At 70.8% G+C, this 26,508-nt stretch carries 29 protein-coding genes; 11 read left to right on the forward strand and 18 right to left on the reverse strand.

The window, feature by feature from the left end:
* Positions 1-396 precede the first annotated feature (396 nt).
* The 5 genes from OU415_RS04230 to OU415_RS04250 form a co-directional block, all read right to left on the reverse strand.
* A complete protein-coding gene (locus OU415_RS04230) occupies positions 397-846 on the reverse strand; it encodes a hypothetical protein (RefSeq protein ID WP_270947202.1) in 450 nt (149 codons plus the stop codon).
* A 272-nt stretch (positions 847-1,118) separates the two neighbouring features.
* Positions 1,119-1,976, reverse strand: a complete 858-nt coding sequence (locus tag OU415_RS04235) for a DUF899 family protein (RefSeq protein WP_270947203.1) — start codon at positions 1,974-1,976, stop codon at positions 1,119-1,121.
* Between the two features lie 99 nt (positions 1,977-2,075).
* Complete coding sequence (locus OU415_RS04240) at positions 2,076-2,426, reverse strand: ArsR/SmtB family transcription factor (protein ID WP_270947204.1); 351 nt, start codon at positions 2,424-2,426, stop codon at positions 2,076-2,078.
* Between the two features lie 10 nt (positions 2,427-2,436).
* A complete protein-coding gene (locus tag OU415_RS04245) occupies positions 2,437-2,871 on the reverse strand; it encodes an SRPBCC domain-containing protein (protein ID WP_270947205.1) in 435 nt (144 codons plus the stop codon).
* Positions 2,872-3,095: 224 nt separating this feature from the next.
* A complete protein-coding gene (locus OU415_RS04250; protein WP_270947206.1) occupies positions 3,096-3,605 on the reverse strand; it encodes a MarR family winged helix-turn-helix transcriptional regulator in 510 nt (169 codons plus the stop codon).
* 312 nt (positions 3,606-3,917) lie between these two features.
* Here OU415_RS04250 and OU415_RS04255 point away from each other — a divergent pair, with 312 nt between their 5' ends.
* The 10 genes from OU415_RS04255 to OU415_RS04300 all read left to right on the forward strand — a co-directional run bounded on the left by OU415_RS04255 (position 3,918) and on the right by OU415_RS04300 (position 14,883).
* Positions 3,918-4,964 carry a M29 family metallopeptidase gene (locus OU415_RS04255; protein WP_270947207.1) on the forward strand — a complete coding sequence of 349 codons (1,047 nt, stop codon included), beginning with the start codon at positions 3,918-3,920 and terminating at the stop codon, positions 4,962-4,964.
* A 14-nt stretch (positions 4,965-4,978) separates the two neighbouring features.
* Positions 4,979-5,743 carry a maleate cis-trans isomerase family protein gene (locus OU415_RS04260; protein ID WP_270947322.1) on the forward strand — a complete coding sequence of 255 codons (765 nt, stop codon included), beginning with the start codon at positions 4,979-4,981 and terminating at the stop codon, positions 5,741-5,743.
* Positions 5,744-6,010: 267 nt separating this feature from the next.
* Positions 6,011-7,282: an FAD-dependent monooxygenase gene (locus tag OU415_RS04265; protein WP_270947208.1), complete on the forward strand. Its 1,272-nt coding sequence runs from the start codon at positions 6,011-6,013 to the stop codon at positions 7,280-7,282.
* Positions 7,283-7,319: 37 nt separating this feature from the next.
* Positions 7,320-8,729, forward strand: coding sequence for an MFS transporter (locus tag OU415_RS04270; protein ID WP_270947209.1), 1,410 nt, complete (start codon positions 7,320-7,322; stop codon positions 8,727-8,729).
* A gap of 46 nt (positions 8,730-8,775) precedes the next feature.
* The gene (locus tag OU415_RS04275) at positions 8,776-9,660 is read left to right on the forward strand and encodes an FAD binding domain-containing protein (RefSeq protein WP_270947210.1); all 885 of its coding nucleotides are present in this window, start codon (positions 8,776-8,778) and stop codon (positions 9,658-9,660) included.
* Positions 9,657-12,074, forward strand: coding sequence for a xanthine dehydrogenase family protein molybdopterin-binding subunit (locus OU415_RS04280; RefSeq protein ID WP_270947211.1), 2,418 nt, complete (start codon positions 9,657-9,659; stop codon positions 12,072-12,074). Before OU415_RS04275 ends, OU415_RS04280 begins: the two co-directional genes overlap by 4 nt.
* Positions 12,071-12,598 carry a (2Fe-2S)-binding protein gene (locus OU415_RS04285; protein ID WP_270947212.1) on the forward strand — a complete coding sequence of 176 codons (528 nt, stop codon included), beginning with the start codon at positions 12,071-12,073 and terminating at the stop codon, positions 12,596-12,598. Before OU415_RS04280 ends, OU415_RS04285 begins: the two co-directional genes overlap by 4 nt.
* Positions 12,595-13,260, forward strand: coding sequence for an SRPBCC family protein (locus OU415_RS04290; protein WP_270947213.1), 666 nt, complete (start codon positions 12,595-12,597; stop codon positions 13,258-13,260). The genes OU415_RS04285 and OU415_RS04290 overlap by 4 nt, the downstream gene beginning before the upstream one ends.
* Positions 13,247-13,966 carry an isochorismatase family protein gene (locus OU415_RS04295; protein WP_270947214.1) on the forward strand — a complete coding sequence of 240 codons (720 nt, stop codon included), beginning with the start codon at positions 13,247-13,249 and terminating at the stop codon, positions 13,964-13,966. The genes OU415_RS04290 and OU415_RS04295 overlap by 14 nt, the downstream gene beginning before the upstream one ends.
* A gap of 29 nt (positions 13,967-13,995) precedes the next feature.
* Positions 13,996-14,883: an alpha/beta fold hydrolase gene (locus OU415_RS04300; protein WP_270947215.1), complete on the forward strand. Its 888-nt coding sequence runs from the start codon at positions 13,996-13,998 to the stop codon at positions 14,881-14,883.
* Positions 14,884-14,948: 65 nt separating this feature from the next.
* Here the strand turns inward: OU415_RS04300 and OU415_RS04305 are convergent, their stop codons facing one another.
* Together OU415_RS04305 and OU415_RS04310 are read right to left on the reverse strand one after the other, a co-directional pair.
* Positions 14,949-15,956, reverse strand: a complete 1,008-nt coding sequence (locus OU415_RS04305) for a zinc-dependent alcohol dehydrogenase family protein (protein ID WP_456300259.1) — start codon at positions 15,954-15,956, stop codon at positions 14,949-14,951.
* Between the two features lie 91 nt (positions 15,957-16,047).
* A complete protein-coding gene (locus tag OU415_RS04310) occupies positions 16,048-17,283 on the reverse strand; it encodes an MFS transporter (protein ID WP_270947217.1) in 1,236 nt (411 codons plus the stop codon).
* A gap of 164 nt (positions 17,284-17,447) precedes the next feature.
* Between OU415_RS04310 and OU415_RS04315 the strand changes: the two genes are divergently transcribed.
* Entirely contained in the window at positions 17,448-18,359 is a 912-nt protein-coding gene (locus OU415_RS04315) for a helix-turn-helix transcriptional regulator (protein ID WP_270947218.1), read from the forward strand.
* Here OU415_RS04315 and OU415_RS04320 read toward each other — a convergent pair whose 3' ends face one another.
* The 11 genes from OU415_RS04320 to OU415_RS04370 all read right to left on the reverse strand — a co-directional run bounded on the left by OU415_RS04320 (position 18,360) and on the right by OU415_RS04370 (position 26,504).
* Positions 18,360-19,910, reverse strand: a complete 1,551-nt coding sequence (locus tag OU415_RS04320; protein WP_270947219.1) for a UbiD family decarboxylase — start codon at positions 19,908-19,910, stop codon at positions 18,360-18,362.
* Between the two features lie 29 nt (positions 19,911-19,939).
* Positions 19,940-20,521: a UbiX family flavin prenyltransferase gene (locus OU415_RS04325; RefSeq protein ID WP_270947220.1), complete on the reverse strand. Its 582-nt coding sequence runs from the start codon at positions 20,519-20,521 to the stop codon at positions 19,940-19,942.
* Positions 20,522-20,675: 154 nt separating this feature from the next.
* Entirely contained in the window at positions 20,676-21,134 is a 459-nt protein-coding gene (locus OU415_RS04330; protein WP_270947221.1) for a MarR family winged helix-turn-helix transcriptional regulator, read from the reverse strand.
* A 101-nt stretch (positions 21,135-21,235) separates the two neighbouring features.
* Positions 21,236-21,625 carry an SRPBCC family protein gene (locus OU415_RS04335; protein ID WP_270947222.1) on the reverse strand — a complete coding sequence of 130 codons (390 nt, stop codon included), beginning with the start codon at positions 21,623-21,625 and terminating at the stop codon, positions 21,236-21,238.
* 11 nt (positions 21,626-21,636) lie between these two features.
* Positions 21,637-21,822, reverse strand: coding sequence for a tautomerase family protein (locus tag OU415_RS04340; RefSeq protein ID WP_270947223.1), 186 nt, complete (start codon positions 21,820-21,822; stop codon positions 21,637-21,639).
* Between the two features lie 28 nt (positions 21,823-21,850).
* A complete protein-coding gene (locus tag OU415_RS04345) occupies positions 21,851-22,819 on the reverse strand; it encodes a 5-oxoprolinase subunit C family protein (protein ID WP_270947224.1) in 969 nt (322 codons plus the stop codon).
* Entirely contained in the window at positions 22,809-23,705 is an 897-nt protein-coding gene (locus OU415_RS04350; RefSeq protein WP_270947225.1) for a 5-oxoprolinase subunit B family protein, read from the reverse strand. Before OU415_RS04350 ends, OU415_RS04345 begins: the two co-directional genes overlap by 11 nt.
* Positions 23,702-25,075: an acetyl-CoA carboxylase biotin carboxylase subunit gene (locus OU415_RS04355; RefSeq protein WP_270947226.1), complete on the reverse strand. Its 1,374-nt coding sequence runs from the start codon at positions 25,073-25,075 to the stop codon at positions 23,702-23,704. Before OU415_RS04355 ends, OU415_RS04350 begins: the two co-directional genes overlap by 4 nt.
* Complete coding sequence (locus OU415_RS04360; RefSeq protein ID WP_270947227.1) at positions 25,072-25,320, reverse strand: acetyl-CoA carboxylase; 249 nt, start codon at positions 25,318-25,320, stop codon at positions 25,072-25,074. The genes OU415_RS04355 and OU415_RS04360 overlap by 4 nt, the downstream gene beginning before the upstream one ends.
* Positions 25,321-25,342: 22 nt before the next feature.
* Positions 25,343-26,065, reverse strand: a complete 723-nt coding sequence (gene pxpA, locus OU415_RS04365; RefSeq protein ID WP_270947228.1) for a 5-oxoprolinase subunit PxpA — start codon at positions 26,063-26,065, stop codon at positions 25,343-25,345.
* A gap of 103 nt (positions 26,066-26,168) precedes the next feature.
* Entirely contained in the window at positions 26,169-26,504 is a 336-nt protein-coding gene (locus OU415_RS04370) for a Rieske 2Fe-2S domain-containing protein (RefSeq protein ID WP_270947229.1), read from the reverse strand.
* Positions 26,505-26,508: the final 4 nt, after the last annotated feature.

Genomic DNA, 26,508 nt, shown 5'->3' on the forward strand with positions numbered 1-26,508 from the left:
GTGGGATCGATGTCGGTGGGTGTGGAATCAGTGTGTCGCCGAATCCCGCCGGGGCCACCGTGACGGCGAGACGTGCGGTCCTGCGTTGCGGGATAAGCAGCTCACGCGGCACCGGGCCGAGCATGAGTGGTTGCGTGCGGGAGGCTCGGTTCCGCAGCAGCAGGCCATCCGGAACTTCGCGAAGTCCCGGACGAAGGCGCTGAAGGACATCAAGAATCGGTTGCCGAGGGACAAGAACTCCGCGCATGTGATGCTGGTCCGGGCTGGGCTGTACCCGGCTGGTGTTGAGAGCACAAGACCCGACCGTCCGCAGGGCGGCCGGGCAGCTTGAGCCAGAAATCCCCTGCATCCCCTGAAGACTCGGGTCCGAGAATCCATATTCAGGGAGGGGAGCAGTCAAGATGATTCCCTGCTGACCTGCTCCTGGCGGTCTGCTGCGGGTGCTGGCCGGTTCGCCAGCTCGTTGACGACCAGCAGCAGGACTGCGAGTGCGATCGGTGCGGCTTGGGAGATCACCTGGAGCGGCACCGCGTTGCCCGTCGCGCCGTGGTGCTGGTGGTAGATCAGGTGCGGAACGTTGAAGACGAGCGAGGCGGCGAGGACCGCGCGAACCAGCGCGTGCCGCATCGACACCGCGGCGTATCCCAGGATCACCGCGAACTGGAGGCCGATCAGCCCGAAGTCGCGCGTCATGTGCTCGTTGTACGGCGGGAACTCGGTCAGCCAGGCGAGTTCCGGTGTGGGGAAGCCGAGCTGGAACGACAGCGGGGAGACTGCTGCCCACAGCGTGGGGATGCCCTCGCCGAGCGCGGTCAGCACCAAGCCGATCCGCAGGAGCAGTCGCACGCGTCCTCCTCGCAGCGACCGGCCGGGAGTCAGAGCGCTGGCTCCCGGCCGGTCGTCTCGTGTGGATTCCTCTTGCTGCGATCCGCTCGAACGCCCGTCGATTGTCCGCGGCAGAACCCAAGATCGCTTCGCCAGGTTATCGGCACTCTTCCCGGTGACCACGACTCATCACTCGGATGTGCGAACTTGCTCGGCCATTCCGGAGAATTATCCACTGTGGACTGGATTGGGCGGGTGCGCCGCGGTACCCGGTGATGTGGGTGAGCACCCCGCTAGTGGCAGTGGTGGGGTTGGTTCGGGGGTTCTGCGCTTGCGGTGCCGAGGTCGTCGGAGTGTCCGGCTTCGAGGCGCGGCCACTGGGCGATGGGGCGCCCGCCCGGCCATTGCGCCGCTGGTGGCCAATCGGGCGGGCCGCCGTCGGTCCTGGTGTTGGAGCACGGTGGCGGCCAGCCGGGCGGCGAGTTCTCCCACGGCTCCTGGCGTCCGTGCACGGTGAGGTCCATGAGTGCGTAGCTGTAGTCCATCGCCTCCACGCCGCGGCGGGTCGTCCAGTAGGTTTCGAAGACGCGGTCGCCGTCGCGCAGGTAGCACACCAGGTGGAACAAGCCGACTTGGCGCCCGACGAGGAGTGCGTCGAGGGACGGTTGCGCCGAGTACCAGGGCATGCGCCAGCCCATGAAGTCGCGGTAGCGGATGCTCTCGTCGTACGACACCTGGGGCTCGGCTCCGCTGGCGGAAACGTTGCGCCCCTGGCAGAAGACCGCGTAGGTGATGTCGCGGGAGTGCAGGGAGGACAGCTCGGCGACCTGGCTGGTGTAGAACGTGCAGCCCTCGCACTGCTCGGCCGCGGGGCGGCCGGGGTTCCACATGAAGTAGTAGGCGATGAGCTGCCGGCGCCCTTCGAACGCGTCGAGCAGGGTGAGCGGCCCGTCGGGCCCGATCAGCTCGAGGCTGCCGTCCACCTCGACCATGGGCAGCCGGCGGCGCGCGGCCGCGATCGCGTCGCCTTCGCGGGTGTGCGCCTTCTCCCGTGCGCGCAGCTCGTCGAGCTGGGCTTGGAACGTCGCGCGGTCGACGACGGGAGGCTTGGCGAGGGTGTGGGATGTGGTGACGTTTGCTGGATTGCTCATGGTGACTCCACAAGTCGTTCCGGCCCGCGCGTCCGTGATGACGTCGCGGTCTTTGCCGTGCGGCTGCACGCGGTTCGAATTCGCAGCGAGGCGCGCGGCTTACTTCAGGTCCCGCTCGGCCGCTTCCGCGACCCGCTTGATCTTGGCCAGGCGCCGGTCCCAGTCGGCGGCGAGCGCGGCCATCCAGCGGGCCGTCGTGTCCAGCGCCCCGGGGCTCACCGCGTACCGGACCTCACGTCCGACTTTCACGCTGTCGACCAGCCCGGCGCCGTCTAGGACGGAGAGGTGCTTGACCACCGCCTGGCGCGAGACCGGGAGCTCGTCGGCGAGCGTCGTCGCGGTGGCCTGCCCGCGTGCGGCCAGCAGGTCCAGCAGCTGGCGGCGGGTCGGGTCGGCCAGGGCGGCGAGAACGCCGTCGACGACGTCGGTGCTCGGGGAACGTCGGTCCATCGCGGTGGGGTCACTCGGCGCGGGCGGCGAGAGCGGTGAAGCAGTGCTCCCATCCGGCGGTGTGGTCTTTGATCACGTTGCGGCGGTTGTCGTCAGAGGTCGGCAGAGCTGCGAACCCGCTCTCCACGACGCGCAACCGGGTGCCGTCGCCCTCGGGCGTCAGGGTGAACTCCACGAGGGTGGAGTTGTCCTCGCGCAGGTCCTCGCCGGGGAACGCGCTCACCCACCGGTACGCCAGGTAGTGCGGCGGGTCGGACTTCTCCACGCGAATCGGGAAGTCGCCGTGCTCCGAATGCCGGGCGACCAGGGACTGGCCCTCCACGGCCACGGTGCCGCGAGCGCTCTCGTCGTCGGTCACCCAGAAACCGGGCTCGGCCACCAGGGGCCAGACCCGTTCCGGCGCTGCCTGAATCAGGATCTCGCGCTCGATGCGGTCGTCGATCATGGGATGCTCCTTCGCTTCCGCTCCGCTCTTGTGCAACTTCAGGGTTGCACATCAAGTCGGCACGTGCAATCCGCGAGTTGCACTTTTTCGCGTCGGAAGCACGAGCGGGCGGGACACCGGTCAGTTGGCGGGTGAGGTTCCTGTGCTGGATCCCGTTGCGGCGCAACGGGAAATGTTGGCAGTTGTGGGGAAGTGGTTGGGGGAGCAGCTGAAACTCGTTCGGCTCAGTCCAGGTCTTCGTACGCTGCGACGGCTTCCCAGTGGGCACCGAGCGCGTTGAGAAGCGTTGCGGTGTCGGCGTCGCGGGGGATGTCCTTGCCGGCCAGCAGCGCCTCGTCCAGTTGGCGGGCCCGGTGGTTCACCTCGGTGAGCACCTCTTCGCCTTCTTCGGTGAGGGAGAGCAGCTTGCGCCGGGCGTCGCGCGGGGATTCGATGCGCTGGATGAGGCCCCGTCGTTCGAGCCTGCGGCACAGGTCGGCCATCGTCGAGGTGTCCAGCGCGGCGGCGCCGGCCAGCGAGCTCTGGTCGCTGCCGGGGTAGGCGCGGACGGCGGAGAGGACGGCGAACTGCGGGCCGGTCAGCACCGAGTCGACGTGCCGGTTCCAGGCGGCGAGGTAGGCCTGGTACAGCCGGCGGGCGCCGTAGCCGGGCGCGGCCAGCAGGTCGGAGGGCGGTGCCGGGGTGGCTGCTGACGTCTCCGCGGCGCGTCGGCCCGTGCGCGCTGGCTCCCCCATTGCGTTCCTCCCGTGCGGCTTGCGCACCTGGCCAGGTGCAAATCGATAATACGTACCCGGATGGTTGCGCTCGGTGCAGGGCCGGTGGGGTCCGAGCGGCGTCGGTTCTGCGGCCTGGTCTGCTGGTGAAACTCCTTGCTGCACAAGGGGATCACCGTGTCATCTGATCCGCGGTCGCCCGGCGTGCGGTGGGGGTGCTCTTGCGCGGGAGCGCGAGGTTCGACCACGGGTTCGAAGCGTCGGGATTGCGCGAAAGAGACTCTTGCGTGTCCGGATAATACGTGCTCGGATTATATCCGGAGGTGGTCAACGGTGGACCAGAACCTGTTCAACGACATCTGCTTGCAGCAACTGCGCCTGTCCGGCGTGCACGAGGGGGAGACGGTCGTCGTGCTCACCCGCGGCGGGGAGCGCGCGGAGTACGCCGATGCGTTCCTGTGGGCCGCTCAGCAGCTGGGGGCCGCGGCGTTCCACATGCGGTTGCCCTCGCCGGCGAGCGCTTCGGGGGCGTGGGCCGTGGGCGACTCCGGCCTCGGGAACATCCCCAAGGCCGTGGACGCGCTCAAGGGCGTCGACATGGTCGTGGACTGCACCTTCCTGCTGTTCAGCAAGGAGCAGTTCGCCATCCAGGACGCCGGGGTCCGGATCCTGACCGCCGTCGAGCCGCCGGAGCTGCTGGCCCGGCTGATGCCGACGAAGGAGCTGCGCGAGCGGGTCGAGATCGGCGCGGAGCTGCTGGCCAAGGCGAGCACGATGCGGATCACCAGCCCGGCGGGCACCGATGTCACCTACAAGCTCGGCATGTACCCGACGCTGTCGGAGTACGGCTACACCGACACCCCGGGGCGGTGGGACCACTGGCCCGCGGCCTTCGTGTTCACCGGCGGAGCCGACGACGGTGTCGACGGGAAGATCGTGCTCGCGCCGGGCGACGTGCTCCTGCCGTTCAACACCTACGTGCAGACCCCGGTGGAGATCACCATCGAGGAGGGCTTCATCCGCGACATCCGCGGCGGCGCCGGGTCGTCCGGGCTGGACGCGGACCTGCTTCGCTCCTACATCGAGAGCTTCGACGACCCGCGCGGCTACGGGATGAGCCACGTGGGCTGGGGTTTGGACGAGCGGGCCCACTGGCACGGCCTGACCCAGTTCCCGGGCGGGATGGGCATGGAGCTGCGCAGCTTCTACGGCAACGTGATGTTCTCCATCGGGCCGAACAACGAGCTCGGCGGCCCGAACGACACCGCCTGCCACTTCGACATCCCGATGCGCGGCAACTCGCTGTACCTGGACGACGAGCTGATCGTCGACGCGGGCGAGCTGACCGTCGCCGAGATGCGCCCGGTCGGTCGGCGATGAGCGCGGACGCGGCGGTGCGCGAGCACCACATCGGGATGATCGTGCCCAGCTCGAACCTGACCATGGAGACCGAGCTGCCCCGGATGCTGCGCGCCCGGGAGGAGGCCGAACCGGGGGACCGGTTCGTCTTCCACTCGGCGCGGGCGCGGATGCAGCACGTGACCCCGGAACAGCTGCGGGCGATGAACGCCCAGGCCGAACGGGCGGCGGCGGAGCTGGCCGACGCCCGCCCGGGAGTCGTGGCCACCGCCTGCCTGGTGGCGATCATGGCGCAGGGGCCGGGCTACCACTGCACGGCGGAGGACGACATCACCCGCGCGCTGCGCGCCGAGGGGTCCGACGCCCCGGTCGTCTCCAGCGCTGGTGCGCTGCTGTCCGGCATCGGCGCGTTGGGCGCGCGCAAGGTCGCGATCCTGACGCCGTACATGAAGCCGCTGACCAAGGCGGTGGCGGACTACATCGAGGACGCCGGGGTCGAGGTGGTGGACGCGCTCTCGCTGGAGGTGCCGGACAACCTCGCCGTGGCGCGGCTTGATCCGGCCGATCTGCGCGAGCACTACCGCAAGCTCGACCTGTCCGGCGCCGACGCGCTGGTCCTGTCGGCCTGCGTGCAGATGCCGTCCCTGCCCTCGATCCAGCCGGTGGAGGACGAGGTGGGGATCCCGGTGCTCTCGGCCGCGACCGCCACCACCTTCCGGATCTTGTCCGAGCTCGGACTCGAAACCCGCGTGCCCGGTGCGGGAAAGCTGCTCGGCGGAGCCGTCGCCGTCCCGGCCTGACCTTCCAGCGCGCGGCGTTCGTGGCCGGGACCGCCTCGGGCGGGGCGTCCCGGCTCCTCGGGCCGTGCTGAATCCGCACGCCTCGACGCGAGCTCGTGCTCGCGTGTCCGCATCCTGATCGTCTGCCTCTTCGCGCAGATCAGGAGTGCATCAATTGGTAATCACCTGCGAACAAATCCTTTTCAAGCAAAACCTTGCACATCCGGATAGTACGTGTTCGGATCATCTGAATCCGACGCGGGTTCCGGCGAGGACGAGGAGGCCAGCGTGGCTGCGAGCCAGTCGTTCGAAGTCGTTGTTGTCGGTGCCGGTTTGGGAGGCCTGTGCGCCGCGCTGTCGCTGCGGCAACGGGGCCTGCGGGCCACGGTCGTCGAGGCGGCGCCGCAGTTGGGGGAGATCGGCGCGGGAATCCAGACCGCCCCCAACGCCAGCCGGATCCTCATCGGCCTGGGGCTGCGCGCCGAGCTCGAGCGCGTGCGCACCGAACCCCAGGACCAGGTCCGCCGCCGCTGGGCGGACGGGAGCATCATCGCCCAGCTGCCGCTCGGGCAGCGGGTGATCGACCAGTACGGGGCGCCCTACTGGCACTACCACCGCGCCGACCTGCACCGCGTCCTGCTCGACGCGTGCCTGGACCCCCACGGCCCCGGCCCGGTCGTCGAGGTCGCCACCTCGGCGCAGGTGGTCGACCTCGACCGCACCGATCCGGTGCGCCCGGCGGTGCTGACCGCTGATGGCCGGCGGTTCGCCGGGGACCTCGTGGTCGGGGCGGACGGCATCCGGTCCGCGGTGCGGGACCTGGCGGGCTTCGACGACACCCTCGAGTTCTCCGGGGAGATGGCCTACCGCGCGCTGATCCCCGGCGACCTGGTAGCCGCGGACCCGGCGACCCGGTTCCTCGTGGACCGCTTCCACTCCACGATCTGGTACGGCCCGGACAAGCACCTGGTGCACTACATGATCCGCGGCGGCCAGTACCTCAACGTCGTCGCGATCGTCCCGTGCACCGAGGAGATCGCCCGGGACTGGAGCGGCCCGGCCACCGCGGCGCAGCTCGCCGCGGAGTACGAGGAGTGGGACGACCGCGTCCCGGCGGTGCTGGCCAAGGCCAAGGACGAGGACGTGTCGGTGTGGGCGATGTACCGCCGCCGCCGCGACCCGGTCTGGGTCGACGGGCGAATCGCCTTGCTCGGCGATGCCTGCCACGCGATGCTGCCCTACCAGGCGCAGGGCGCTTCCCAGGCGATGGAGGACGCGGCCGTGCTCGCCGAGGAGCTCGGCCGGGTGACCCGCGACGGGATCGAGGCGGCCCTGATCCGCTACGTCGATCGACGGGCCAAGCACGCGGGCATGGTCCAGGACGCGTCCCTGCAGAACATGAGCTTCTACCACCTGCCCGACGGGCCGGAGCAGCGCGAGCGCGACGAGAAGCTGCGCCGCTTCGACGGCGAGTCCGACGTGTCCTACGACTGGCTCTGGAACGGCAGCCCGCTCACGGACCCGGACACCGAATCCATCCAATACCAGTTCGCCCGCTGACGCGCGACGCCGACGCGACCTCACCACGGAGGGACTCATGCGTACCGGAGACCAAGTCGTCCAGGACCTGCCCTGGAGATGGGGTGTGCAAGGCAAGATCTTCCTGATCGGCGGGCTGGGCTACATGTTCGACGCCTGGGACGTGGCGCTGAACGGGTTCCTGACCCCGCTGGTGGGAACCGAGTTCGGGCTCTCGCCGGGGCAGAAGGGACTGGTGGCCACCGCCAACCTGATCGGCATGGCGGTCGGTGCGGTGGCCTGGGGGACGGTGGCCGACCGCATCGGCCGCAAGCGGGCCTTCAGCATCACGCTGCTGCTGTTCGCGCTGTTCTCCGCGGTCGGGGCGCTCTCCCCGAACCTGGAGGTCTTCCTGCTCCTGCGCTTCCTCGCCGGAGTCGGGCTCGGCGGGTGCATCCCGGTCGACTACGCGATCGTCAGCGAGTTCTCGCCCCGCCGCCAACGCGGGCGGGTGCTCTCGGCGATGGACGGCTGGTGGCCGGTGGGGACCACGCTGGCCGGTGTCTCGGCGACGCTGCTCGTCCCGGTGCACGGGAACTGGCGCTGGATGCTGGTGCTGATGATCCTGCCTGCGCTGCTGCTGATCTGGGTGCGGCGCGGTGTTCCGGAGTCCCCGCTGTACCTGGTCCGCAAGGGGCGCGAGGAGGAAGCTCGCGCGGTCATCGACGATCTCGTCCGCCGCACCGGAGCGACGCCCGAGCCCTACGTGATCCCAGCGGCGGTCGTGGAGGACACCCGCGGCGGCGCGGTGGCGGCGGCGTTCGACCAGCTGCGCCGGGTGTGGGCCTTCAACCCGCGGATCACGGCGGTGTCGTGGGTGCTGTTCACCAGCGTCATGCTGGTCTACTACGCCGCGCTGAGCTGGATGCCGTCGATCCTGAAGGCGGAGGGCTTCGGCGAGATCGCGGCCTTCGCCTCCACCGCGCTGATGAACGCGGTGGGCATCGTCGGCGTCGCACTGGCGGTGCTCGTCGTCGACAGGGTGGGCCGCAAGCGGGTCATCGCGACCGCGGGGCCGGTGATGTCGGTGATGCTGGTGGTGTTCTCGTTGCTGCTGGGAACACCGTCTCTGGCGGTCGTGGCGATCGGTGCTTTCGGCCTGTTCTCCCTGGTGGTCATCCCGGTCATGTACGCCTACGTCTCCGAGCTCTACCCGACCGAGCTGCGCGCCTCGGGCTTCGGCTGGGCTTCTTCGTCGAGCCGCGCCGTCACGGGTTTCGCCCCGCTGCTGTTCGGCAGCGTGCTGTGGCCGGTGCTGGGCCTGCCGCTGACCTTCACGGTGCTCGGTGTGCTCGTGGTGGCCGCGGTCGTGTTCATGACGGTCGCCGCACCGGAGACCCGCGGTCGCGAACTCGACCGCATCACCGTTGCCGGAGCCGAGCCGACGGTTGTGCGAACCACCGCGACGACGGAGACTTCGGCGCGCTGACGGGGAAATCCGCAGATGTCGAACAACGGACGAGGAGGTTGACCGCGTGAAGCCCGCTGCGTTCAGCTACTACCGGGCGCATGACGTCGCCGATGCCGTCGGCCTGCTCGGCGAGCTCGCCGCGGCGGGTCAGGAGCCGAAGCTCATCGCCGGGGGCCAGAGCCTGATCCCGATGATGAACTTCCGGCTCGCCCGGCCGACCGTCCTGGTCGACCTGGGACCGCTGCGGCGCGATCCGGCGATGAGCTCGATCCGGCGCGACGGCTCGCAACTCCGGATCGGGGCGTTGAGCACCCATCGCGCGGTCGAGACCTCCGGCCGCACCTTGGGTACGGAGTTCGACGTGATCTCCCGGGCCATGCGGTGGGTGGGGCACTTGCCGATCCGCTCCCGGGGCACGGTCGCGGGCAGCATCGTGCACGGGGACGCCACCGCCGAGTGGTGCCTGCTCGCGCTGCTGCTCGACGCGATGATCGTCGCCGAAGGCCCGAACGGGCAGCGGGAGATCCCGGCGGCCGAGATGTTCTACGGGTTCTACGCCACAGCCGTCGAACCCGACGAAGTCGTCGTGGAAGTGCGCTTCACCCGCCCGGCGCCGCGGGCCGCGCTCACCGAATTCGCCCGCCGCCACGGGGATTTCGCGACCGTCGACGCGGCGGTCGCGCTCGACGCCGACGGGAACCGGCTGACCGGCGGTCGGGTCGTCCTCGGTGGCGTGGCCCCGGCGCCCGTCCGGGTTCCCGAGGCCGAGGCCGTCCTGGCCGGTGGCGTCCCCGGGCCGGACCTCTTCGCCGAGTGCGCGGACGCTGCCGCCGCGGCCATCGATCCCCCCGACGACGCAGCCGGCACCAGCGCCTACCGCCGCCGGCTCACCCGGACGCTCGTCGTCCAGGCCCTGCACGAGGCGTGGGAGAGGGGAGTGGCGCGATGACTGCGCAGTCCGAAGGGAATCGCTGGGTCGGGACCGCCGTCCCCCGGCGCGAGGACCCGCGCCTGCTGCGCGGTCGGGGGCGGTTCATCGACGACGTCCAGCTGACCGGGATGCTGCACGCGGGTTTCGTCCGCTCCACCGTCGCGCACGGCCGGATCCTCGACATCGACCTGTCCGCGGTCCGCGAGGTCGAGGGCGTCGTCGCCGCCTACACCGCGGAAGACCTCGACCTCGGCGACATCGTGGCGTTGCTCGACCGCCCGCAGGAGGAGTTCGCGCCCACCGCGATGCCCGTCCTCGCCAAGGAGAAGGTGCGCTTCGTCGGAGAACCCGTGGCCGTGGTCATCGCCCGCGACCCGTACAGCGCGGAGGACGGCATCGAAGCCGCGGTGGTGAGTTACGAGCCGTTCGGCGCGGTCGTGTCGGAGGAGACCGCGTTCGCCCCGGACGCACCGCTCGTGCACGAGGAAGCGCCCGGGAACGTCCTCCTCGACGTGTCGATGTTCGACACGCCCGGTGTCGACTCCGCGTTCGAGGCCGCTGAGTCCGGTCCTGGGTGCGTGGTCGAGGTCGTCACGCGAACCGGGCGGCAGAACGCGCTGCCGCTGGAAACCCGCGGCGTGGTCGCTTCCTGGGACGACCGCGACGACCAGCTGCTGGTGCAGACCTGCACCCAGGTCCCGCACCAGGTGCGCACCGTGCTGGCCCGCTCGCTGCGCATGCCGGAGCGCGCCGTGCGGGTCACCGTCCCCGACATGGGCGGCGGGTTCGGCCAGAAGTGCGTGGTCGGCCGCGAGGAGATCGCGGTCGCGGCGGCGGCCCGGGAACTGGACCGGCCGGTGAAGTGGATCGAAGACCGCAGGGAGGCGCTGACCGCGGCGTTCCTGGCCCGCGAGCAGCGCTACCGCACCCGCGCGGCGTTCGACGCCGAGGGCAGGATCACCGCCCTGGACGTCGACGTCGTCTGCGACATGGGCGCCTACTCCTGCTACCCGTTCACCGCCGGTATCGAACCGCTGATGGCCTCCGCCGAGATGCCGGGCGTCTACCGGGTGCCCGCCTACCGGGTCCGCGGCCGCGCGATCACCAGCAACAAGGCACCGACCGCGCCCTATCGCGGGGTCAGCCGCCCGCAGTACGTGATGGCGGTGGAACGCGTGATGGAACGCGCTGCGCGCGAACTCGGCATCGACCCGGTCGAGATCCGCCGGCGCAACGTGATCACCGAATTCCCCTACACCGGCGTCAACGACGTCACCTACGACCCCGGCACCTACCGGGAATCGCTCGACCTCGCCGAGACCACCCTCCGCGACGAGGGCTGGTACGAGTTCCGGGAGCGGGCCGCCGCCGAGGGACGGCACGTCGGCATCGGCTACTGCTGCTTCTCCGAGCGGACCGGTTACGGCTCCGACGCCTTCGCCAAGCGCAAGATGCAGGTCGTCCCGGGGTTCGACATCTCCGAGATCCGGATGGACACCACGGGATCGGTGGTGGTCACCAGCGGCACGATGAACCACGGGCAGTCGCACGAGACGACCCTCGCGCAGATCGTGGCCGACCGGCTGGGACTGGACCTGGACAAGGTCAAGCTGCGGCAGGGCGACACCGAGCGCATCGCCTACGGGTGGGGCACGTTCGCCTCCCGGTCGGTGACCATCGGCGGCTCCGCGGTGTCCGCCGCGGCCGGACGTCTGGGCGAGCTCCTGCGCACCATCGCCGCGCACCTGCTCAAGACCAGCGCGGACAACGTCCGCCTGGACGGGGACGGGGGAGTCGTCCAGATCGACGACCCCGCTCGGCGGGTGTCCTTCGAGGACATCGCGGACGTGGCCTACCTGCGCAGCCACCTGCTGCCCAAGGGCGTCGAACCGACGTTGACGGCGACCGCGAGCTTCGACGTCGCCGGTGACGGCACGTTCTCCAACGCCACCCACGCCGTGGTGGTCGAAGCCGATCCGGGCACCGGGCAGCTGAAGATCCTGCGCTACGCCTGCGTGGAGGACTGCGGTGTGGTGATCCACCCGCAGGTCGTCGACGGCCAGTGCCGCGGCGGGATCGCCCAGGGCATCGCCGGAGCGCTGTTCGAGGAGGTCACCTACGCCGACAACGGCGAGCCCTCGGCGGCCAGCTTCATCGACTACCTCGTCCCGACCGCGACCGAGATCCCGGACATCACCGTCACCCACCTCGAAACCCCTTGCGCCTTCACCGAAAGCGGCGCCAAGGGGGCCGGCGAGGGCGGCACGATCGGTGCTCCGGCCGCGGTGCTGAACGCGATCAACGACGCCCTGCGCCACACCGGGGTCGAGCTCGACACGACTCCCGTGCACCCGCAGACCGTGCTGGCCGCGCTGGACGCGGCCCGCTCCCCGCAGCCGTCCAGCCGAGAGGAGGCGACCACCCCGTCATGAGCGAGCGACACCTGATCGGGCTGACCGTCAACGGAGCAGCGCACGAAGCCCTGGTCGAACCGCGGAAGACCCTGATCGACGCACTGCGCCACGACCTCGGCCTCACCGGCACCCACGTCGGGTGCGAGCACGGGGTGTGCGGGGCGTGCACCGTCCTGGTCGACGGCGAACCGGTGCGGGCCTGCCTGATGTTCGCCGTGCAAGCCGAGAACTGCGACATCCGCACCGTCGAATCGCTCGACGACGACGGCGAGCTCTCCGACCTGCAGCGCGCTTTCCGCGACCACCACGGGCTGCAGTGCGGGTTCTGCACACCGGGGTTCCTGATGCTCGCCGAGGGTTTCCTGGCCCAGGAGCCGGACGCCGACCGCGACGAGATCCGCGAGGCGGTCTCGGCGAACCTGTGCCGCTGCACGGGCTACCAGACGATCGTCGACGCAGTTGCCGATACCGCTGCGCGCAGAAGGTCCACTTCGGACACCTGCCCGGCCCGAACCTCCGCCGAGAAGGAAGCGACACCGTGATCCTGGAGAACCAACTCGAAGTCCCGGCCGACCCGGATGCCGTGTTCGCGCTGATCAACGACGTCGAGCGGGTGGCGGGCTGCCTGCCCGGCGCGACCCTCGACGGGCGCGACGGCGACAGCTACCGCGGCCGCGTCAAGTTCAAGGTCGGCCCGATCAGCGCCGCCTACGCCGGCACGGTGCGGTTCAGCGAGGTCGCGGCCGCCGACCGCCGACTGCGCTTGCTCGCGCGAGGAGCCGACAGCCACGGCAACGGCGACGCCGAAGCCGATGTCACCCTGACCGTGGTCGGTGCTCCCGGGGGAGCGACGCTCAAGCTGCACACCGACCTGTCCGTGCGCGGAAAGCTCGCCCAGTTCGGCAAGAGCGCGATCAGCACCGTGTCCAACCGGCTGCTGGACCAGTTCGCCCGCAACCTCGCCGTCCAGCTGCAGCAGGGGCCGAGCACCGCGACATCCGCAACCCCGGTCGGCACCACCACCCCGGCTGCGAACGGCAGCGGCGAAGCCCTCGACGGGCTGGCGATGCTGCTGCCTCCCCAGACCCGGCGATACGCCGCGGTGGCGGCCGCAGCGGCCCTCGGCTTCTTCCAGGGCTGGCTGCTCGGCCGGATCCGCACCCAGGACAAACTGATCAAGGAGTTGCAGCGTGCCCGCCGATGACGACCGACCCGCCGGCCTGCACGGGGCCGAGACCGACGCCACCTACGACCGGGCCGGGTTCGGTGCCGCGGTTCCCCGCGGCAGCCGCCCGGCGCTGGTCGTGGTCGACCTGACCCGCGGCTTCACCGAAACCGGATTCGCCTCCGGATCCGACCTCACCCGGGAGGTGACCGCGGCTGCCGTCCTCGCGACCACGGCCCGGCAGCACGACGTGCCGGTGATCTACACCGCGATCAGCTACACGCCCGCCGAAGCCGACGGCGACGCCATCGCCTGGCTCCGCAAAGCACCAGGCATGCGCGCTCTGCGCGAAGGGAGCGATGAGGTCGCTCTCGATCCCCGGCTCGAGCAGCACCCCGGCGACCACCTCGTCCTGAAGAAGGGTGCCTCCGCGTTCCACGGAACCGGCCTGGCCACCTTGCTGACCAGCCTGGGAACCGACACCCTGCTGGTCTGCGGCGCCACCACCTCCGGCTGCGTCCGCGCCACCGCCGTCGACGGCGTGCAGTGCGGCTTCAACACCCTCGTGGTGCGCGAAGCCTGCGGCGACCGGGCGCGGGGCCCGCACGATGCCGCCCTGTTCGACCTGCAGGCCAAGTACGCCGACGTCGTCGGCCTCTACGACGCCCTGGCCTACTTCGACCGCCTGTCCGGGCGAGATACCTCCGAGCCGCTCGCGGCGGCCGGGCAGCGCGCCGGCAGCTGAGCCGAACCACCGACGCAGAAAGGCCTCTCGTGACCACGTCCTTCCCGACCGAAGCACCGACCGCCCGCACCGTGAGCCAGCCGGCGCTGGCCGATCTCGCCGACGTCCCCGCGGTGAGCCGGTGGGTGCGTTCGGGATCGCTCCGGTTGCACCTGCTCGACTACGGGCCGTCCGACGGCGTGCCGGTGCTGGTCCTGCCCGGCATCACCAGTCCCGCCATCACGATGGACTTCGTGGCGCAGGGCCTGACCGACCTCGTGCGCCCCCTCGTGCTCGACGTCCGGGGTCGCGGGCTCTCCGACGAGCCGTCCGAATCGGACGGTCTGCGGGGATACGACCTCGCCAGCTACGCCGCGGACGTCGACGCCGTGGTGTCCGGGCTGGAGCTGGAACGCCCGATCCTGCTCGGGCACTCCATGGGCGCGCGGATCGCGGCGATGGCCGCGACCACCGGCCGGCACGAACTTCGGGGGACCGTTCTGGTCGACCCGCCGATGAGCGGCCCGGGCCGGGACCCGTACCCCACGACCCTGGAGGCCTTCCTCCGCCAGCTCGACCAGGCGCGCCGCGGCACCGACGCCGACGAGGTCGCGCAGTCCTGGCCCCGCTGGCCCCGCCGGGAGCAGGAACTGCGCGCCCGCTGGCTGTCCTCCTGCTCGCGGACCGCGCTGGCGGCCACCCACGCCGGGTTCGAGTCCGAGGACTTCTTCGCCTTCTGGCCCGATGTTCCGGCCCCGTCGGTCCTCGTCCACGGCTCCGACAGCCCGGTCGTCACCGCCGCCGGTGCGCAGGAAGTGGCGAGGACCAATCCCGCCGCCGAACTCGTCGAGGTCCCCGGCGCCGGGCACATGGTCTTCTGGGACGAACCGGAAGCTGGCCTCGCCGCAGTGCGCGACGCGCTGCGGAAGCTGTGCTGACTGGAAGGTCCATTTAGGACGGAAGCCCGGTGGTAGCGGATGAGCTGCCACCGGGCCTCCGGGTGTCAGAAGGTGAGGAGGGTCTTGATGGCGCGGCGCTCGTCCATCGCCCGGTAGCCCTCGGCCGCCCGTTCCAGCGGGAGGGCGAGGTCGAAGACCTTGCCGGGGTCGATCTCGCGCCGCCAGATCAGGTCGATCAGCTCGGGCAGGAACCGGCGCACCGGGGCCGGTCCGCCGTGCAGGTGCACGTGGGAGAAGAACAGCTCGTCGCCGGGCAGCGCCACGTCGTGGGCGACGCCGACGTAACCGACGTGCCCACCGGGGCGGGTGGCGCGGATGGCCTGCATCATCGACTCCTGGGTGCCGACCGCCTCGACGACGCTGTGCGCGCCCAGCCCGCCGGTCAGGTCCTTGATCCTGGCCACGCCCTCGTCGCCGCGCTCTTCGACGACGTCGGTCGCACCGAACTCGCGGGCCAGCTGCTGGCGCGGTTCGTGGCGGCTCATCGCGATGATCCGCTCCGCGCCCATCCGCTCGGCGGCCAGGACGGCCAGCAGCCCCACCGCGCCGTCGCCGACGACCGCGACCGTCTTGCCCGGCCCGACCTGGGCGGCTTCGGCGCCGAACCAGCCGGTGCCGAGCACGTCCGAGGCGGCCAGCAGGCTCGGGACGAGGTCCGCCGGCGGGAGTTCCGGGGTGGCGACCAGGGTTCCGTCGGCGAGCGGGACGCGCAGCAGCTGCGCCTGCGTGCCGATCGATCCCATGATCACCCGGTGCGGGCAGGAGGGCTGGTAGCCGGCCCGGCACACCTCGCAGGTGTTGTCGGAGGCGAAGAACGAGCCGACCACGAACTGGCCCGGCTCGACGTTCGCGACCTCGCTGCCGACTTCTTCGACGACGCCCACGTACTCGTGGCCCATCGGCGTCGGACCGTCGAGGTGCTCGACGCCCCGGTAGGGCCACAGGTCCGAGCCGCACACGCACGCCGCGGTCAGGCGGATGATCGCGTCGGTCGGCTGGACGATCTCCGGATCCTTGCGCTCTTCCACCCGCACATCGCGAGGGCCGTGCATGACAACACCAAGCATTGTTCTTCTCTCCGCGAGGTCGATCTTCGGATACTGCTCGAGCCGAGTCGTTCGGCTCGTTCTCCCGCGCCGCAGGTCAGTTCGCCGGGGCGGGGACTTCTTCGGGCCGGTGATGGGCGGACGCTGCTGGTCGCGTCCTGGTCGCGAGCAGGCCGATCGGCAGCAGCGCGGACGCGGCGAGGACGGCGCCCAGCGCGGAGGGGCCGACGAGGCCCCAGGACGTCGACAGCGTGGCGCCGGCCAGCGCGGCGCCGATGGCGGTGCCCAGGTTGAACGCCGCAGTGGCCAGCGACGACGCCAGCGCCGAACCGCGGCCCGCGTGACGCAACGTCTGCGCGATCAGCACCGGGTTGGCTCCGAGCCCGGAAGCGCCGAGCACCACGACCAGGGCCACCACGACCACCGGGTGGGTCGAGTTGAACGCGATCAGCACCAGCAGCAACGAGGTCGAAGCGATCGCTCCGGCGATGGTGGTTAGCGGCCAGCGGTCGCCGAGGCGGCCGCCGACGGCCGTCCCCACCAGCGCGCCGATCCCGAACCCGACCAGCACCAGCGGCACCAGTCCCGCTGCGATCCCGGCCCGATCGGTGAGCAGCGGGCTGATGTAGCTGTAGGCGCCGAGGAACCCGGCCTGGGCGAGCACGGTCGCACCCAGCACGCCCCACATCCGCCACGGCCGGAGCGCGGCCAACTCGGCGCGCACCGACACCGCCGCGCCGCGCTCGTCGGGGGAGTTCGGCATGAACCGCAGCACTGCCCCGACGGCCAGCAGCGCCAGACCGGCCAGCATCCAGAACGGCCCGCGCCAGCCGGTGAGCTGACCGGCGAAGGTGCCCAGCGGCACGCCGGCGACCACGGCCAGGCTCAGCCCGCCCGACATCACCGCCAGCGCCCGCGCGCTCGCCCCCGGTCCGGCCGCCGAGGTGGCCACCACAGCACCGACCGCCCAGAACGTCCCGGTCGCCAGCGCGGTGACCACCCGGGAGGCGGTCACCACCGCGAACGAGCTGCTCGAGGCCGCGACGACGTGCCCGATCGCGAACACCGCCAACGCCAGCACCAGCGTGGCGCGCTGGGGCAGGCGCAACGTGGCCAGCGCCATCACCGGTGGCCCGACGATCATCCCCACTGCGAACGCGGACACCAGGAGTCCGGCCCGGGCGACGTCCACGCCCAGATCGGCGGCCGCCTCGGGCAGCAGCCCGGCGATCATGAACTCCGTGGTGCCCATCAGGAAGATGCCCGCCGCGATCACGTGGACCACGCCGGGCAGCCGCGTGCTGCCCCCGGCTCCGCGCAGCGATGTGCTCAACGTCCCCGTCCCTCCAGGTGGCTGTCGACCGGGTGCTTCCCGATGTCCAGCACCCAGGCAACACCGCACGTCGCGCACGTGGGAGGCGGAGTTCAGGGGGGTGCTGGCAGCACCCCCTTCGCAGAACCTGGCAGCGGCGGGGCGGACGCCGTAGCGTCGGCGGCATGGGCAAGCAGCACAACGCGGAGATCGGTGAGTTCCTGGCGTCGCGCCGGGCGAAGATCACCCCCGACCAGGTCGGGCTGCCGGTCTACGACGCGGCCAAGCGCCGCGTGCCCGGGCTGCGCCGCCAGGAGGTGGCCACCCTGGCCGGGCTCTCGGTCGACTACTACACCCAGATCGAGCGGGGGAAGGTCAACGCGGTCTCCGAGAGCGTGCTCGATGCGCTCGCCCGCGCGCTGCAGCTCGACGACGCCGAACGCTCGCACCTGTTCGACCTGCACCGCAGCGCCACCACCAGCCCGCAGCGCCCCCGGCGGCGGACGAAGACCATCCGCCCGATGGTGCAGCGCATGCTCGACGCGATGGCGGTGCCCGCCTTCGTGCGCAACGCCCGCCACGACCTGGTGTGCGGCAACCAGCTGGCCTACGCCTTCTACTCCCCGCTCTACCCCGATCCGCTGCACCCCGACCCGAGCAAGCCGGTCAACTTCGTCCGGTTCTGCTTCCTCGACCCCCGGGCGCGGGAGTTCTACCCGGACTGGGACCTCATGGCCGACACCTCGGTCAACCTGCTGCGCACCGACGCCGGGCGCGATCCGCACGACCGGGGGATCTCGGACCTGGTCGGGGAGCTGTCCACCCGCAGCGAGGAGTTCCGGGTCCGCTGGGCCAAGCACAACGTGCGCCTGCACTACACCGGCACCAAGGCCTTCCACCACCCCGTCGTGGGCGACCTCGAGGTCACCTACGAAACGATGCCGCTGCCCGCGGATCCCGGCCTGGTCCTCACCGTCTACAGCCCCGAACCGGGAACGCCCTCGGCCGATGCCATGACCCTCCTGGCCACCTGGGCGGCCACCCATCTCGCCGGCACGGCACCGGAGAACCGCACGACCGGCGTCGACCGATCCTGATCAACGTCCACTGTGGTCCGATCGGGACTTCGTCGGCTTCCGGCCGGGATTTCCCGTCGGCGCGGGGAATCCGTACTCCTGCCAGCGCTGGACGACGCGGTCCTGGACCTCCGGGGGGAAGGAAGTCCTGAACTCGGCGGGCATTCCCCGGGTGCGTCCTTCGGAGAGCTGTTCCGGCTGGAGCAGGCTCGTCACCGACTTGCCGCCGCGGCCCGCGCGGATGTCCTCCTTCGTCAGGTAGGGGACCAGCGGGATGCCGGGGGAGTCGAGGAACAGGTGCTCGCTGGCGCCGGGGCGGTAGCGGGTCGCCATCGCCCAGACGACCTGGTCGATGTCGGTGATGTCGACGTCGTTCGCGACGAGCAGCACCCTGGGGACCAGCCAGCCGACGTGGGAGTTGAAGAGGACCTCCGCCACCCGCGTGACGAGTTCCTGCTCGTCGACGGGCTGCCTGGCGAGCTGGTCGAGATCGATCGAGAGGACGATCCAGCAGGTGGCGGCTTCGTAGGAGCACCACGCGAAGTCGACGGGAAGCCCCGCGCTGCGGAGGAGGTCGAGGGCCGACGCCGAGATCATCGTGCCCCAGATCGTGTGGTTCTCCTCGGCGGGCATGCCCGCGACGCAGAACGGGAGGATCGGGTCGTCGCGGTGCGTCACGGCCTCCACGTGGAAGATCGGTTGCTGCGTGCCCTCGGTGAACTGGTAGCCGTGGTACTCGCCCATGGGGCCTTCGAGGTCGGTTTCCACCGGGTCGATGTACCCCTCGAGCACGATCTCGGCGTTGGCTGGGACCATCAGCCCGTGCAGCTCCGCTTTCGTCACCTCGACGGGGGTCCCGGTGAGCGCCCCCACGTAGCCGTCCTCGTCCACGCGTTCCGGCAGCGGCATGCCGGCGGCGGCGATCGCAGCCGGAGGCGCACCGAGGACGAACGCCCACGGGGTCGGCTTGCCGAGATCTGCCCACTGGCGGTGGATCATCCCGAGGTGCTGCGCGGACATCGCAGGCCCGACCAGCGATCGGCCGTCGCGGAGCATCAGGCGGCTGATCGACCAGCTCGTCCACGTCCCGTCCGGGGACTGCACGACGTGCATCCCGTAGGTGCCCAGGTAGCGTCCGCCGTCCTGGGCGTGGAGCAGCGGTGCCCCGAACCGCTCCAGATCCACCTGGTCGCCGAGGAGGACGTTGTCCTTGACCGGGCCGGAGGCGACGACCGCGGGTGGCAGCGGTTCGGCTCGCATACCCGAGATGAGCCGGTCGACGATCTGCCTCGGTCCGCAGTCCGCGGGCAGGCCGAGGTGCGCCGCGACGCGACCGAAGGCGGTGCCCGGTCGGCCGGACAGCCCTGCGGGTGCGCCCATCAGCCGGTACCCCGGCGCAGCACCGGCAACCCGGTTGAAAACCGGTGCGGGGGCGCCGGTCTCGTAGACGCGACGAGTGATGGCGGCGGCTTCCAACCGCGCGTCCACTTCGGCGTCGATCGCGATCGCATCGCCCCTCGCCAGCAGATCGTCGACGAAATCGCGGAAGTTCAGCGCGCTCCCACGCTGCATCATCGGCTCCTTCCTCCCCGTCGGGGCGGTCATCGGATGTTCGCGGTGGATCGCCGCATGCCGGTCCAGCGCTTCGCGGTGGGCAGGTCCAGGGAGAACTGGTCGAGGATCCGCGCGACGAGGTGGTCCACGATGTCGGCGATCGTCTCGGGCTCGTTGTAGAACGCCGGGGACAGCGGGAAGATCACCGATCCGTTCCGGCTGAGCGAGAGCATGTTCTCGAGGTGGATCGAGGAGAGCGGGGTCTCCCGGGTCACCAGCACCAGCTTGCGGCGCTCCTTGAGCGTGACGTCCGCGGCGCGGCTGATCAGCGACTCGCCGAAGCCCGTCCGGATGCCGGCGAGGGTCTTCATGCTGCACGGCACGACCAGCATCCCGTCGGTCCGGAACGAGCCGCTCGAGATCGCCGCGCCCTGGTCCTCGGCGCGGTAGGTGCGGGTCGCCAGCTCGGCGACCTGCGCGGTCGACAGGCCCAGCTCCTGGTGGAGGGTCGCGCGGCCCCACCGGCTGATCACCAGGTGCGTCTCGACGCCGAGTTCGGCGAGCGCTTCGAGGGCCCGCACCGCGACCGGGGTGCCGGTCGCGCCGGTGATCCCCACGACGAGCTTCATCTGCCACTTCCCAACTATGACGTACACGTCCTTTTAATAGGATGTACACGTCCTATCTCGCGTGTCAAGGGATGCCCTCGTCACGGAGCCGAGGTGGCAGGTGGGTGCGTCAGGTGCGGGAGATCGTGCGGAGCCACGCCAGGAGGCCGTGGTGTCAGGACCGCTTGGCAGGGTCCTCGAGCAGCCGATGGAGGAGGGAGAGGAACTGCTGCCGCTCCTCGGGGGAGAACACCGACAGCATCTGCTCGTTCACGGAGAGGACCGCGGGCGCGAGCCGCTGCGCGAGGGCCCGGCCGTCGGAGGTGAGGCGCGCGAACTTGCGCCGCTTGTCGGCATCGTCCTTGGTGAGCTCGACCAGTCCCCGCTTGCGGAGCCGGTCGAGCAGGGGAGCGGCGGTCGACTTGTCCAGGTGGGCGAGCGCGCCGAGCGTGCCCTGGTCCAGATCGCCGTGGGCGTTGAGCAGGCTGAGCACGGTGAACTGCGGGCCGGTGAGGTCGTGGTCCACCTGCTCGTGCCACAGCCTGGTGTGGACCTGGTTCAGCCGGCGGGCGAGGGGGCCGAGCCCGCTGATGGCGGCCGTCAGCACGTCGGCGGCACCTTCCGCGGCAGCCACTGCGGTCTCCCTCCCGGAACAAGGACGTAGACGAACTATATCCCTCCGGGCGGACGGCGCGGAGGGCTCCGCCGCGCGGTGGCAGCGGAGCCCTCCGGGTCTCAGCCGATGACGGACGCCAGGTTCCCGACGGCGTCCTCGATGGCCGGGCCGAACTGCTCGGCCAGCTCGGCGGGTTCGACGTCGGTGCTGTAGACGACGAGCGACCGCCCGCCGCCCACGTCGATGACGTCGACCGTGCCGAGGTGGTGCGCCACCTCCAGGTCGCCACCGATGATCCGGTACTGGAAGCGGCGCAACCGCGGGTCCGCGGTGACGACCTCTTCGTGCAGCCGCACACCGCCTTCCAGCACGACAGTTCGCCGTTCGGCGTCCCCTGTGGACGAAGTGATCGCGGGGAACCACCGGCTGATCCCGGTGCTGTCGCCGACCACCTCCCAGACGGCATCGGGGGCGGCGTCGATCAGGGCGTGCGCGCGAAGCGTGGCCACGGTGCCCCCGCTCAGCTGTCGGAGAAGAGCTTGCCGGCGCGGGCCCAGTTCTCGGTGTCGACGTCGGTGAAGACGATGCCGACCGAGTTGGGCTCGCAGCCGCCGATCCGGCAGATCTCGCGGGTCAACACCTCGGCGAGCTCCCGCTTCTGCTCGGCGGTACGTCCCCGGAACCAGTCGATCTGAACGTGCGGCATGGGATTTCCTCCTGGGATCGCGGTTGTTTCAGGCGTAGAGGTCGGCGACGCGCCGGGTCCGGGCCCGGTACTCGCGGCGCGCTCCGAGCGCTTCGTCGAGGTCGACCTCCACGAAGCGGGTCCGGGTGTTCGGCGCGGACTGGGCGACCACGTCGAGATCGCAGCTGATCACGGTCGCGACCATCATGTAGCCGCCGCCGGAGACGGCGTCGCGGTGCAGGATGATCGGTTCCACCCCGCCGGGCACCTGGATCGAGCCGATCGGGTAGGGCGCGTCGACGATGTTCGACGGGTCCTGGCCCGCGCCGAAGGGCGGCGTGCGCGGCACGACCGCCAGCTCGGAACCGGTGTAGCGGAAGCCGACGCGGTCGGCCACGGGCGTGAGCGTCCAGGTGGTGGTCAGGAAGTTCTCCCGGCCCTCCGGGGCGAGGATGTGGTCGTAGAGGCCCATCACGACCCGGACCTCGACCTCCTTGCCCAGCGCCGGGCGGAGCTCCGCCGGCAGCACCCGGCCCGCCGCGCGGGTCCGGGAATCGCCGATCGGCAGCACGTCACCGGCGGCGAGCGCCCTGCCCTGGACACCGCCGAGGCCGCCGACGGCATGCGTGGAGCGGCTGCCGAGGACCGGTGGCACGTCGATGCCGCCGGACACCGCGATGTAGGCGCGGGCCCCGGCCTGCACGAAGTCGAAGTCCAGCACGTCCCCCGCCTCGACGGGGAACGACTCCCACTGCGGTCGCTGCTCGCCGTTGATCCGCGGCGGCAGTTGCGCGCCGGTCACCGCGACCACCGCCGGTTCGGTGAAGACGAGTTCCGGTCCCAGGTAGGCGCATTCGAGCACCGCCGCGGTCGTCGGGTTGCCGACGAGGTGGTTGGCGGCTGCCGCGGAGAACTGGTCCAGCGCGCCGGACGGCGGGATCCCGACGTCGTAGTAGCCGTTGCGACCAGCGTCCTGCACCGTCGTGGACAGACCTGGTTTGCGCACTTCAATCGGCACGGAGCACCTCCAGCAGGCGGGCGTTGAACCCGTCCGGGTCGTCGAGGTAGGCCTGCGGGCTGAAGTCGACCCGCCGGGAGCGGAGCCGGAAGTCCCCGGCCTCGACCTCCGCGACGGTGTCGTCGTAGCGATCCCGGTCGATCGGGGTGAACTTCACGATGTCGCCGGGGCGGAAGTAGACCATGAAGTCGTCGAAGTCCGGCATCGACTGGTCGGGGTCGTAGATCGGCGCGGGGGTGATGCCGAACATCTGGTAGCCGCCCGCGCCGCGGACCGAGTAGACGCAGCCGAAGCAGCCGCCGTGCCCCACGGTCTGCTTCGGGGTGTCGGTCCGCGGGCGCAGGTACTTGGGCACGACCAGCTGCCGCTGCTGCGGGACCATCTGGAACATGAACGGCAGGCCGGTCACGAAGCCGACCATCGAGGTGAACCACGGCGAACCGGAATGGACCCGGATGAACTCCTCCGGGCCGGACAGGCCGTTGATGCGCGCCGCGTACTCGATGTCGGTGGCGTCCGGGTCCTGGTGGCGGTCCCGGAAGCGCATCAGCGTCTCGGTGGTCCACGGATCCTGGTAGAGGACCGGGATCTCGACGATCCGGGTCGACAGGCTGAAGTCGCCGGCGTCGCCGACCTCGCGCTCCAGGTCCTGCAGGTGGCCCAGCAGCGCGCGCGGGTCGATCACGTCCGGGTCGAAGCGGACCTGGTAGGAGGCGTTGGCCGGGCAGATCTCCAGGATGCCGTCCGGCCGGTTCTCCCGCAGCGACGTGGTGATGGCCATGGCCCGGATGCTGGCGGGCAGGCTCATCGATTCGGCGAGCTCGACGAAGATGTGCTCGTCGCCGCCCCAGCTGTACCTCGCGGTGGTGGTGGCTGCTGTGGTCATGTCGTCGCTCCCGTCGGGGTCGAGGTCGCGCGCTGCTCCAGCCAGGCCTCGAGCGTGCCGGTGTCGAACTGCGCGCTGGTGAACCACGGCTGGTCGAGGATCTCGGCCAGCAGCGTCGTGGTGCTGGGCAGGCCCTCCACGACGAACTCGCCGAGCGCGCGCTTGGCCCGCTGCACCGCTGCGGCCCGGTCCTCGCCCCACACGATCAGCTTCGCCATCAGCGAGTCGTAGAACGGCGACACCTGACCTCCTGGGGTCAGCCAGGTGTCCATGCGCACCCAGGGCCCGCCGGGGAGTTCGAGGTGCCCGATCGGACCGGGGCTGGGCAGGAAGCCGCGTTCCGGGTCTTCCGCGCAGATCCGGACCTCGATGGCGTGGCCGCTCCCGCGGATGTCGGCCTGCTCCAGGGAGAGCGGGTCGCCGGCCGCGATGCGCAGCTGCTGGGCGACCAGGTCGACGCCGGTGATCAGCTCGGTGACCGGGTGCTCGACCTGGATCCTGGTGTTCATCTCGATGAAGAAGAACTCGCCGGTGTCGTCGTCGACGAGGAACTCGCAGGTTCCCGCGCTGCGGTAGCCGACCTGGTCGCACAGCCGCACCGCGGCGTCGGTCATCGCTGCGCGGGTGCGGTCGTCGATGCCCGGCGAGGTGGCCTCCTCGATCACCTTCTGCCGCCGCCGCTGCAGCGAGCACTCCCGCTCGAACAGGTGGACCGCGCGGTCGCCGTCGCCGAGCACCTGCACCTCGACGTGCCGGGCGCTGCGCACGAAGCGCTCCAGGTACATCCGGCCGTCGCCGAAGGCGCTGGCGGCTTCCCGCGACGCGGCCGGGAAGGCGGCCACGAGCTCGGTCTCGTCCGCGACGACGCGGATTCCCCGGCCGCCACCGCCGGCGGCGGCCTTCAGCATCACGGGGTAACCGACCTCGGCGGCGGCGCGGACCGCGACCGCCACGTCGTCGATGGCGTCCGGCGTCCCGGGCACGGTGGGCACTCCCGCTGCCGCGGCGACCTGCCGGGCCCGCACCTTGTCGCCCATCTGCTCGATCACCGCGGCGTCCGGACCGACGAAGGTCAGGCCCGCGTCGGCGACGGCAGCGGCGAAGTCCGCGCGCTCGGACAGGAATCCGTACCCCGGGTGGACGGCGTCGGCACCGGCCTCGCGCGCCGCCGCGACGATGGAGTCGGCGACCAGGTAGCTCTTGCTCGCCTGCGAGGGCCCGATCGGGATGACCGAGTCAGCGAGCTGGGCGTGCTTGGCCTTGCCGTCCGCATCGCTGGCCACCGCCACGGTCTCGATCCCGAGATCGCGGGCTGCCCGGATGATCCGCACCGCGATCTCGCCCCGGTTGGCGATCAGCAGCCGCTTCATCCGTCGACCTCGATGACCACCAGGGCCTGGCCGGCGTCGACCACGGACTCGCTGTCGGCGACGACGTCCACCACGGTGCCGGAAACACCGGCGGGGATCTGGTGGAAGGACTTCATGACCTCCACCAGGCCGATGGTGTCGCCGGCCGCGACGGTCTGGCCGACCTGCACGTAGTCGGGGGTGTTCGGATCGGGCTTGCGGTAGAAGATTCCGGGGATGGGCGAAACCACGTCGTGTCGGCTCATCATCGCACCTCGCAGTCGTCGGTCAGGCCAGGTAGGGCTTGAGGGCTTCGTGGACGGCCTTGGCGAGATCCTCGGCGCCCGGCGTGTCGGAGTGGATGCAGATGCAGTCGGCCCGCATCGGGATGTCCTGGCCGTCGACGGAAGTGGCGACGTTCTCGGTGACGGCCCGCACCGAGCGCTCCGCCGCGACGACCGGGTCGTAGGCGTCGTGCTCGCGGGTGATGATCAGCGAGCCGTCGGAGCGGTAGTCGAGGTCGGTGTAGTACTCGGCGATGAAGCCCGCGTCCCGCGACCCCCAGACGTGCTCGTGCTGGGTGTTGGCCATGCCCATGAGCGGGACGCCGAAGACGTCGGCGGCGTCGGCGATGGCGCCCGCCACCTCGGCGTCGCGCGAGGCCAGGCCGTACAGGGCGCCGTGCGGCTTGATGTGGTTGAGCGGCATGCCCTGCTCCCGGAGGAACGCGGTCAGCGCCCCCACCTGGTAGATGACCGACGCGGTCAGCTCGTCGCGGCCCATCTTCAGCTCGCGGCGGCCGAACCCGTCGCGGTCCGGGAAGGACGGGTGCGCCCCCACCTTGACGGAGTGCTGCTTGGCGAGCGCGACCGTCCTGCGCATCACGACGGGGTCCGCGGCGTGGAAGCCGCAGGCGACGTTCGCGATGGTGATGTAGGGCATGATCGCCTCGTCGTCACCGCACCGGTAGATGCTGTAGGCCTCGCCCATGTCGCAGTTGATGGCAACCATCGTTCGTTCCTCGATCCTTTCGGGGTCTGTCCGGCGAACCCGGCTCCGCACGGCGGATCGGGTGTCGCAAGTGGACGGTCGCGCCGCTTCGGCGGCGAGCGGGTCAGGAGTGGGCGACCTTCGGCGTGTCACCTTCGGGGTCGACGTAGACGTCGTCGCCGTCGACCTTGACCGGGTAGCGGGCCAGCCGGGCGTGCCCCGGGTTGATGCCTTCGCAGGTGGTCAGGTCGAACCGCCACAGGTGCGCCTTGCAGGTCAGCGTCGCCTTGTCGAGCTCGCCCTCCACGAGTTCGATCTGCTGGTGCGGGCAGATCGCCTGGGTCGCGACGACGTCTCCGCCGTCGAGGTGGGCGATGAGCACCTCCTGGTCGCCCACCTCGAAGGACTCCATCTCGCCCTCCCAGAGGTCGTCCAGGCTGCACACCCGTACGAAAGCCATGAGC

This window comes from Saccharopolyspora oryzae (assembly GCF_027853915.1).
GTDB classification, from domain to species: domain Bacteria; phylum Actinomycetota; class Actinomycetes; order Mycobacteriales; family Pseudonocardiaceae; genus Saccharopolyspora; species Saccharopolyspora oryzae.

Coding starts and splice junctions, on each gene's coding strand:
- OU415_RS04370 (WP_270947229.1), bottom strand. CDS start 26,504: ATGGCTTTCGTACGGGTGTGCAGCCTGGACGACCTCTGGGAGGGCGAG.
- OU415_RS04285 (WP_270947212.1), top strand. CDS start 12,071: ATGAGCGAGCGACACCTGATCGGGCTGACCGTCAACGGAGCAGCGCAC.
- OU415_RS04305 (WP_456300259.1), bottom strand. CDS start 15,956: ATGCACGGCCCTCGCGATGTGCGGGTGGAAGAGCGCAAGGATCCGGAG.
- OU415_RS04235 (WP_270947203.1), bottom strand. CDS start 1,976: ATGAGCAATCCAGCAAACGTCACCACATCCCACACCCTCGCCAAGCCT.
- OU415_RS04245 (WP_270947205.1), bottom strand. CDS start 2,871: ATGATCGACGACCGCATCGAGCGCGAGATCCTGATTCAGGCAGCGCCG.
- OU415_RS04355 (WP_270947226.1), bottom strand. CDS start 25,075: ATGAAGCGGCTGCTGATCGCCAACCGGGGCGAGATCGCGGTGCGGATC.
- OU415_RS04320 (WP_270947219.1), bottom strand. CDS start 19,910: ATGCAGCGTGGGAGCGCGCTGAACTTCCGCGATTTCGTCGACGATCTG.
- pxpA (WP_270947228.1), bottom strand. CDS start 26,065: ATGGTTGCCATCAACTGCGACATGGGCGAGGCCTACAGCATCTACCGG.
- OU415_RS04340 (WP_270947223.1), bottom strand. CDS start 21,822: ATGCCGCACGTTCAGATCGACTGGTTCCGGGGACGTACCGCCGAGCAG.
- OU415_RS04250 (WP_270947206.1), bottom strand. CDS start 3,605: ATGGGGGAGCCAGCGCGCACGGGCCGACGCGCCGCGGAGACGTCAGCA.
- OU415_RS04360 (WP_270947227.1), bottom strand. CDS start 25,320: ATGAGCCGACACGACGTGGTTTCGCCCATCCCCGGAATCTTCTACCGC.
- OU415_RS04325 (WP_270947220.1), bottom strand. CDS start 20,521: ATGAAGCTCGTCGTGGGGATCACCGGCGCGACCGGCACCCCGGTCGCG.
- OU415_RS04240 (WP_270947204.1), bottom strand. CDS start 2,426: ATGGACCGACGTTCCCCGAGCACCGACGTCGTCGACGGCGTTCTCGCC.
- OU415_RS04315 (WP_270947218.1), top strand. CDS start 17,448: ATGGGCAAGCAGCACAACGCGGAGATCGGTGAGTTCCTGGCGTCGCGC.
- OU415_RS04280 (WP_270947211.1), top strand. CDS start 9,657: ATGACTGCGCAGTCCGAAGGGAATCGCTGGGTCGGGACCGCCGTCCCC.
- OU415_RS04270 (WP_270947209.1), top strand. CDS start 7,320: ATGCGTACCGGAGACCAAGTCGTCCAGGACCTGCCCTGGAGATGGGGT.
- OU415_RS04350 (WP_270947225.1), bottom strand. CDS start 23,705: ATGACCACAGCAGCCACCACCACCGCGAGGTACAGCTGGGGCGGCGAC.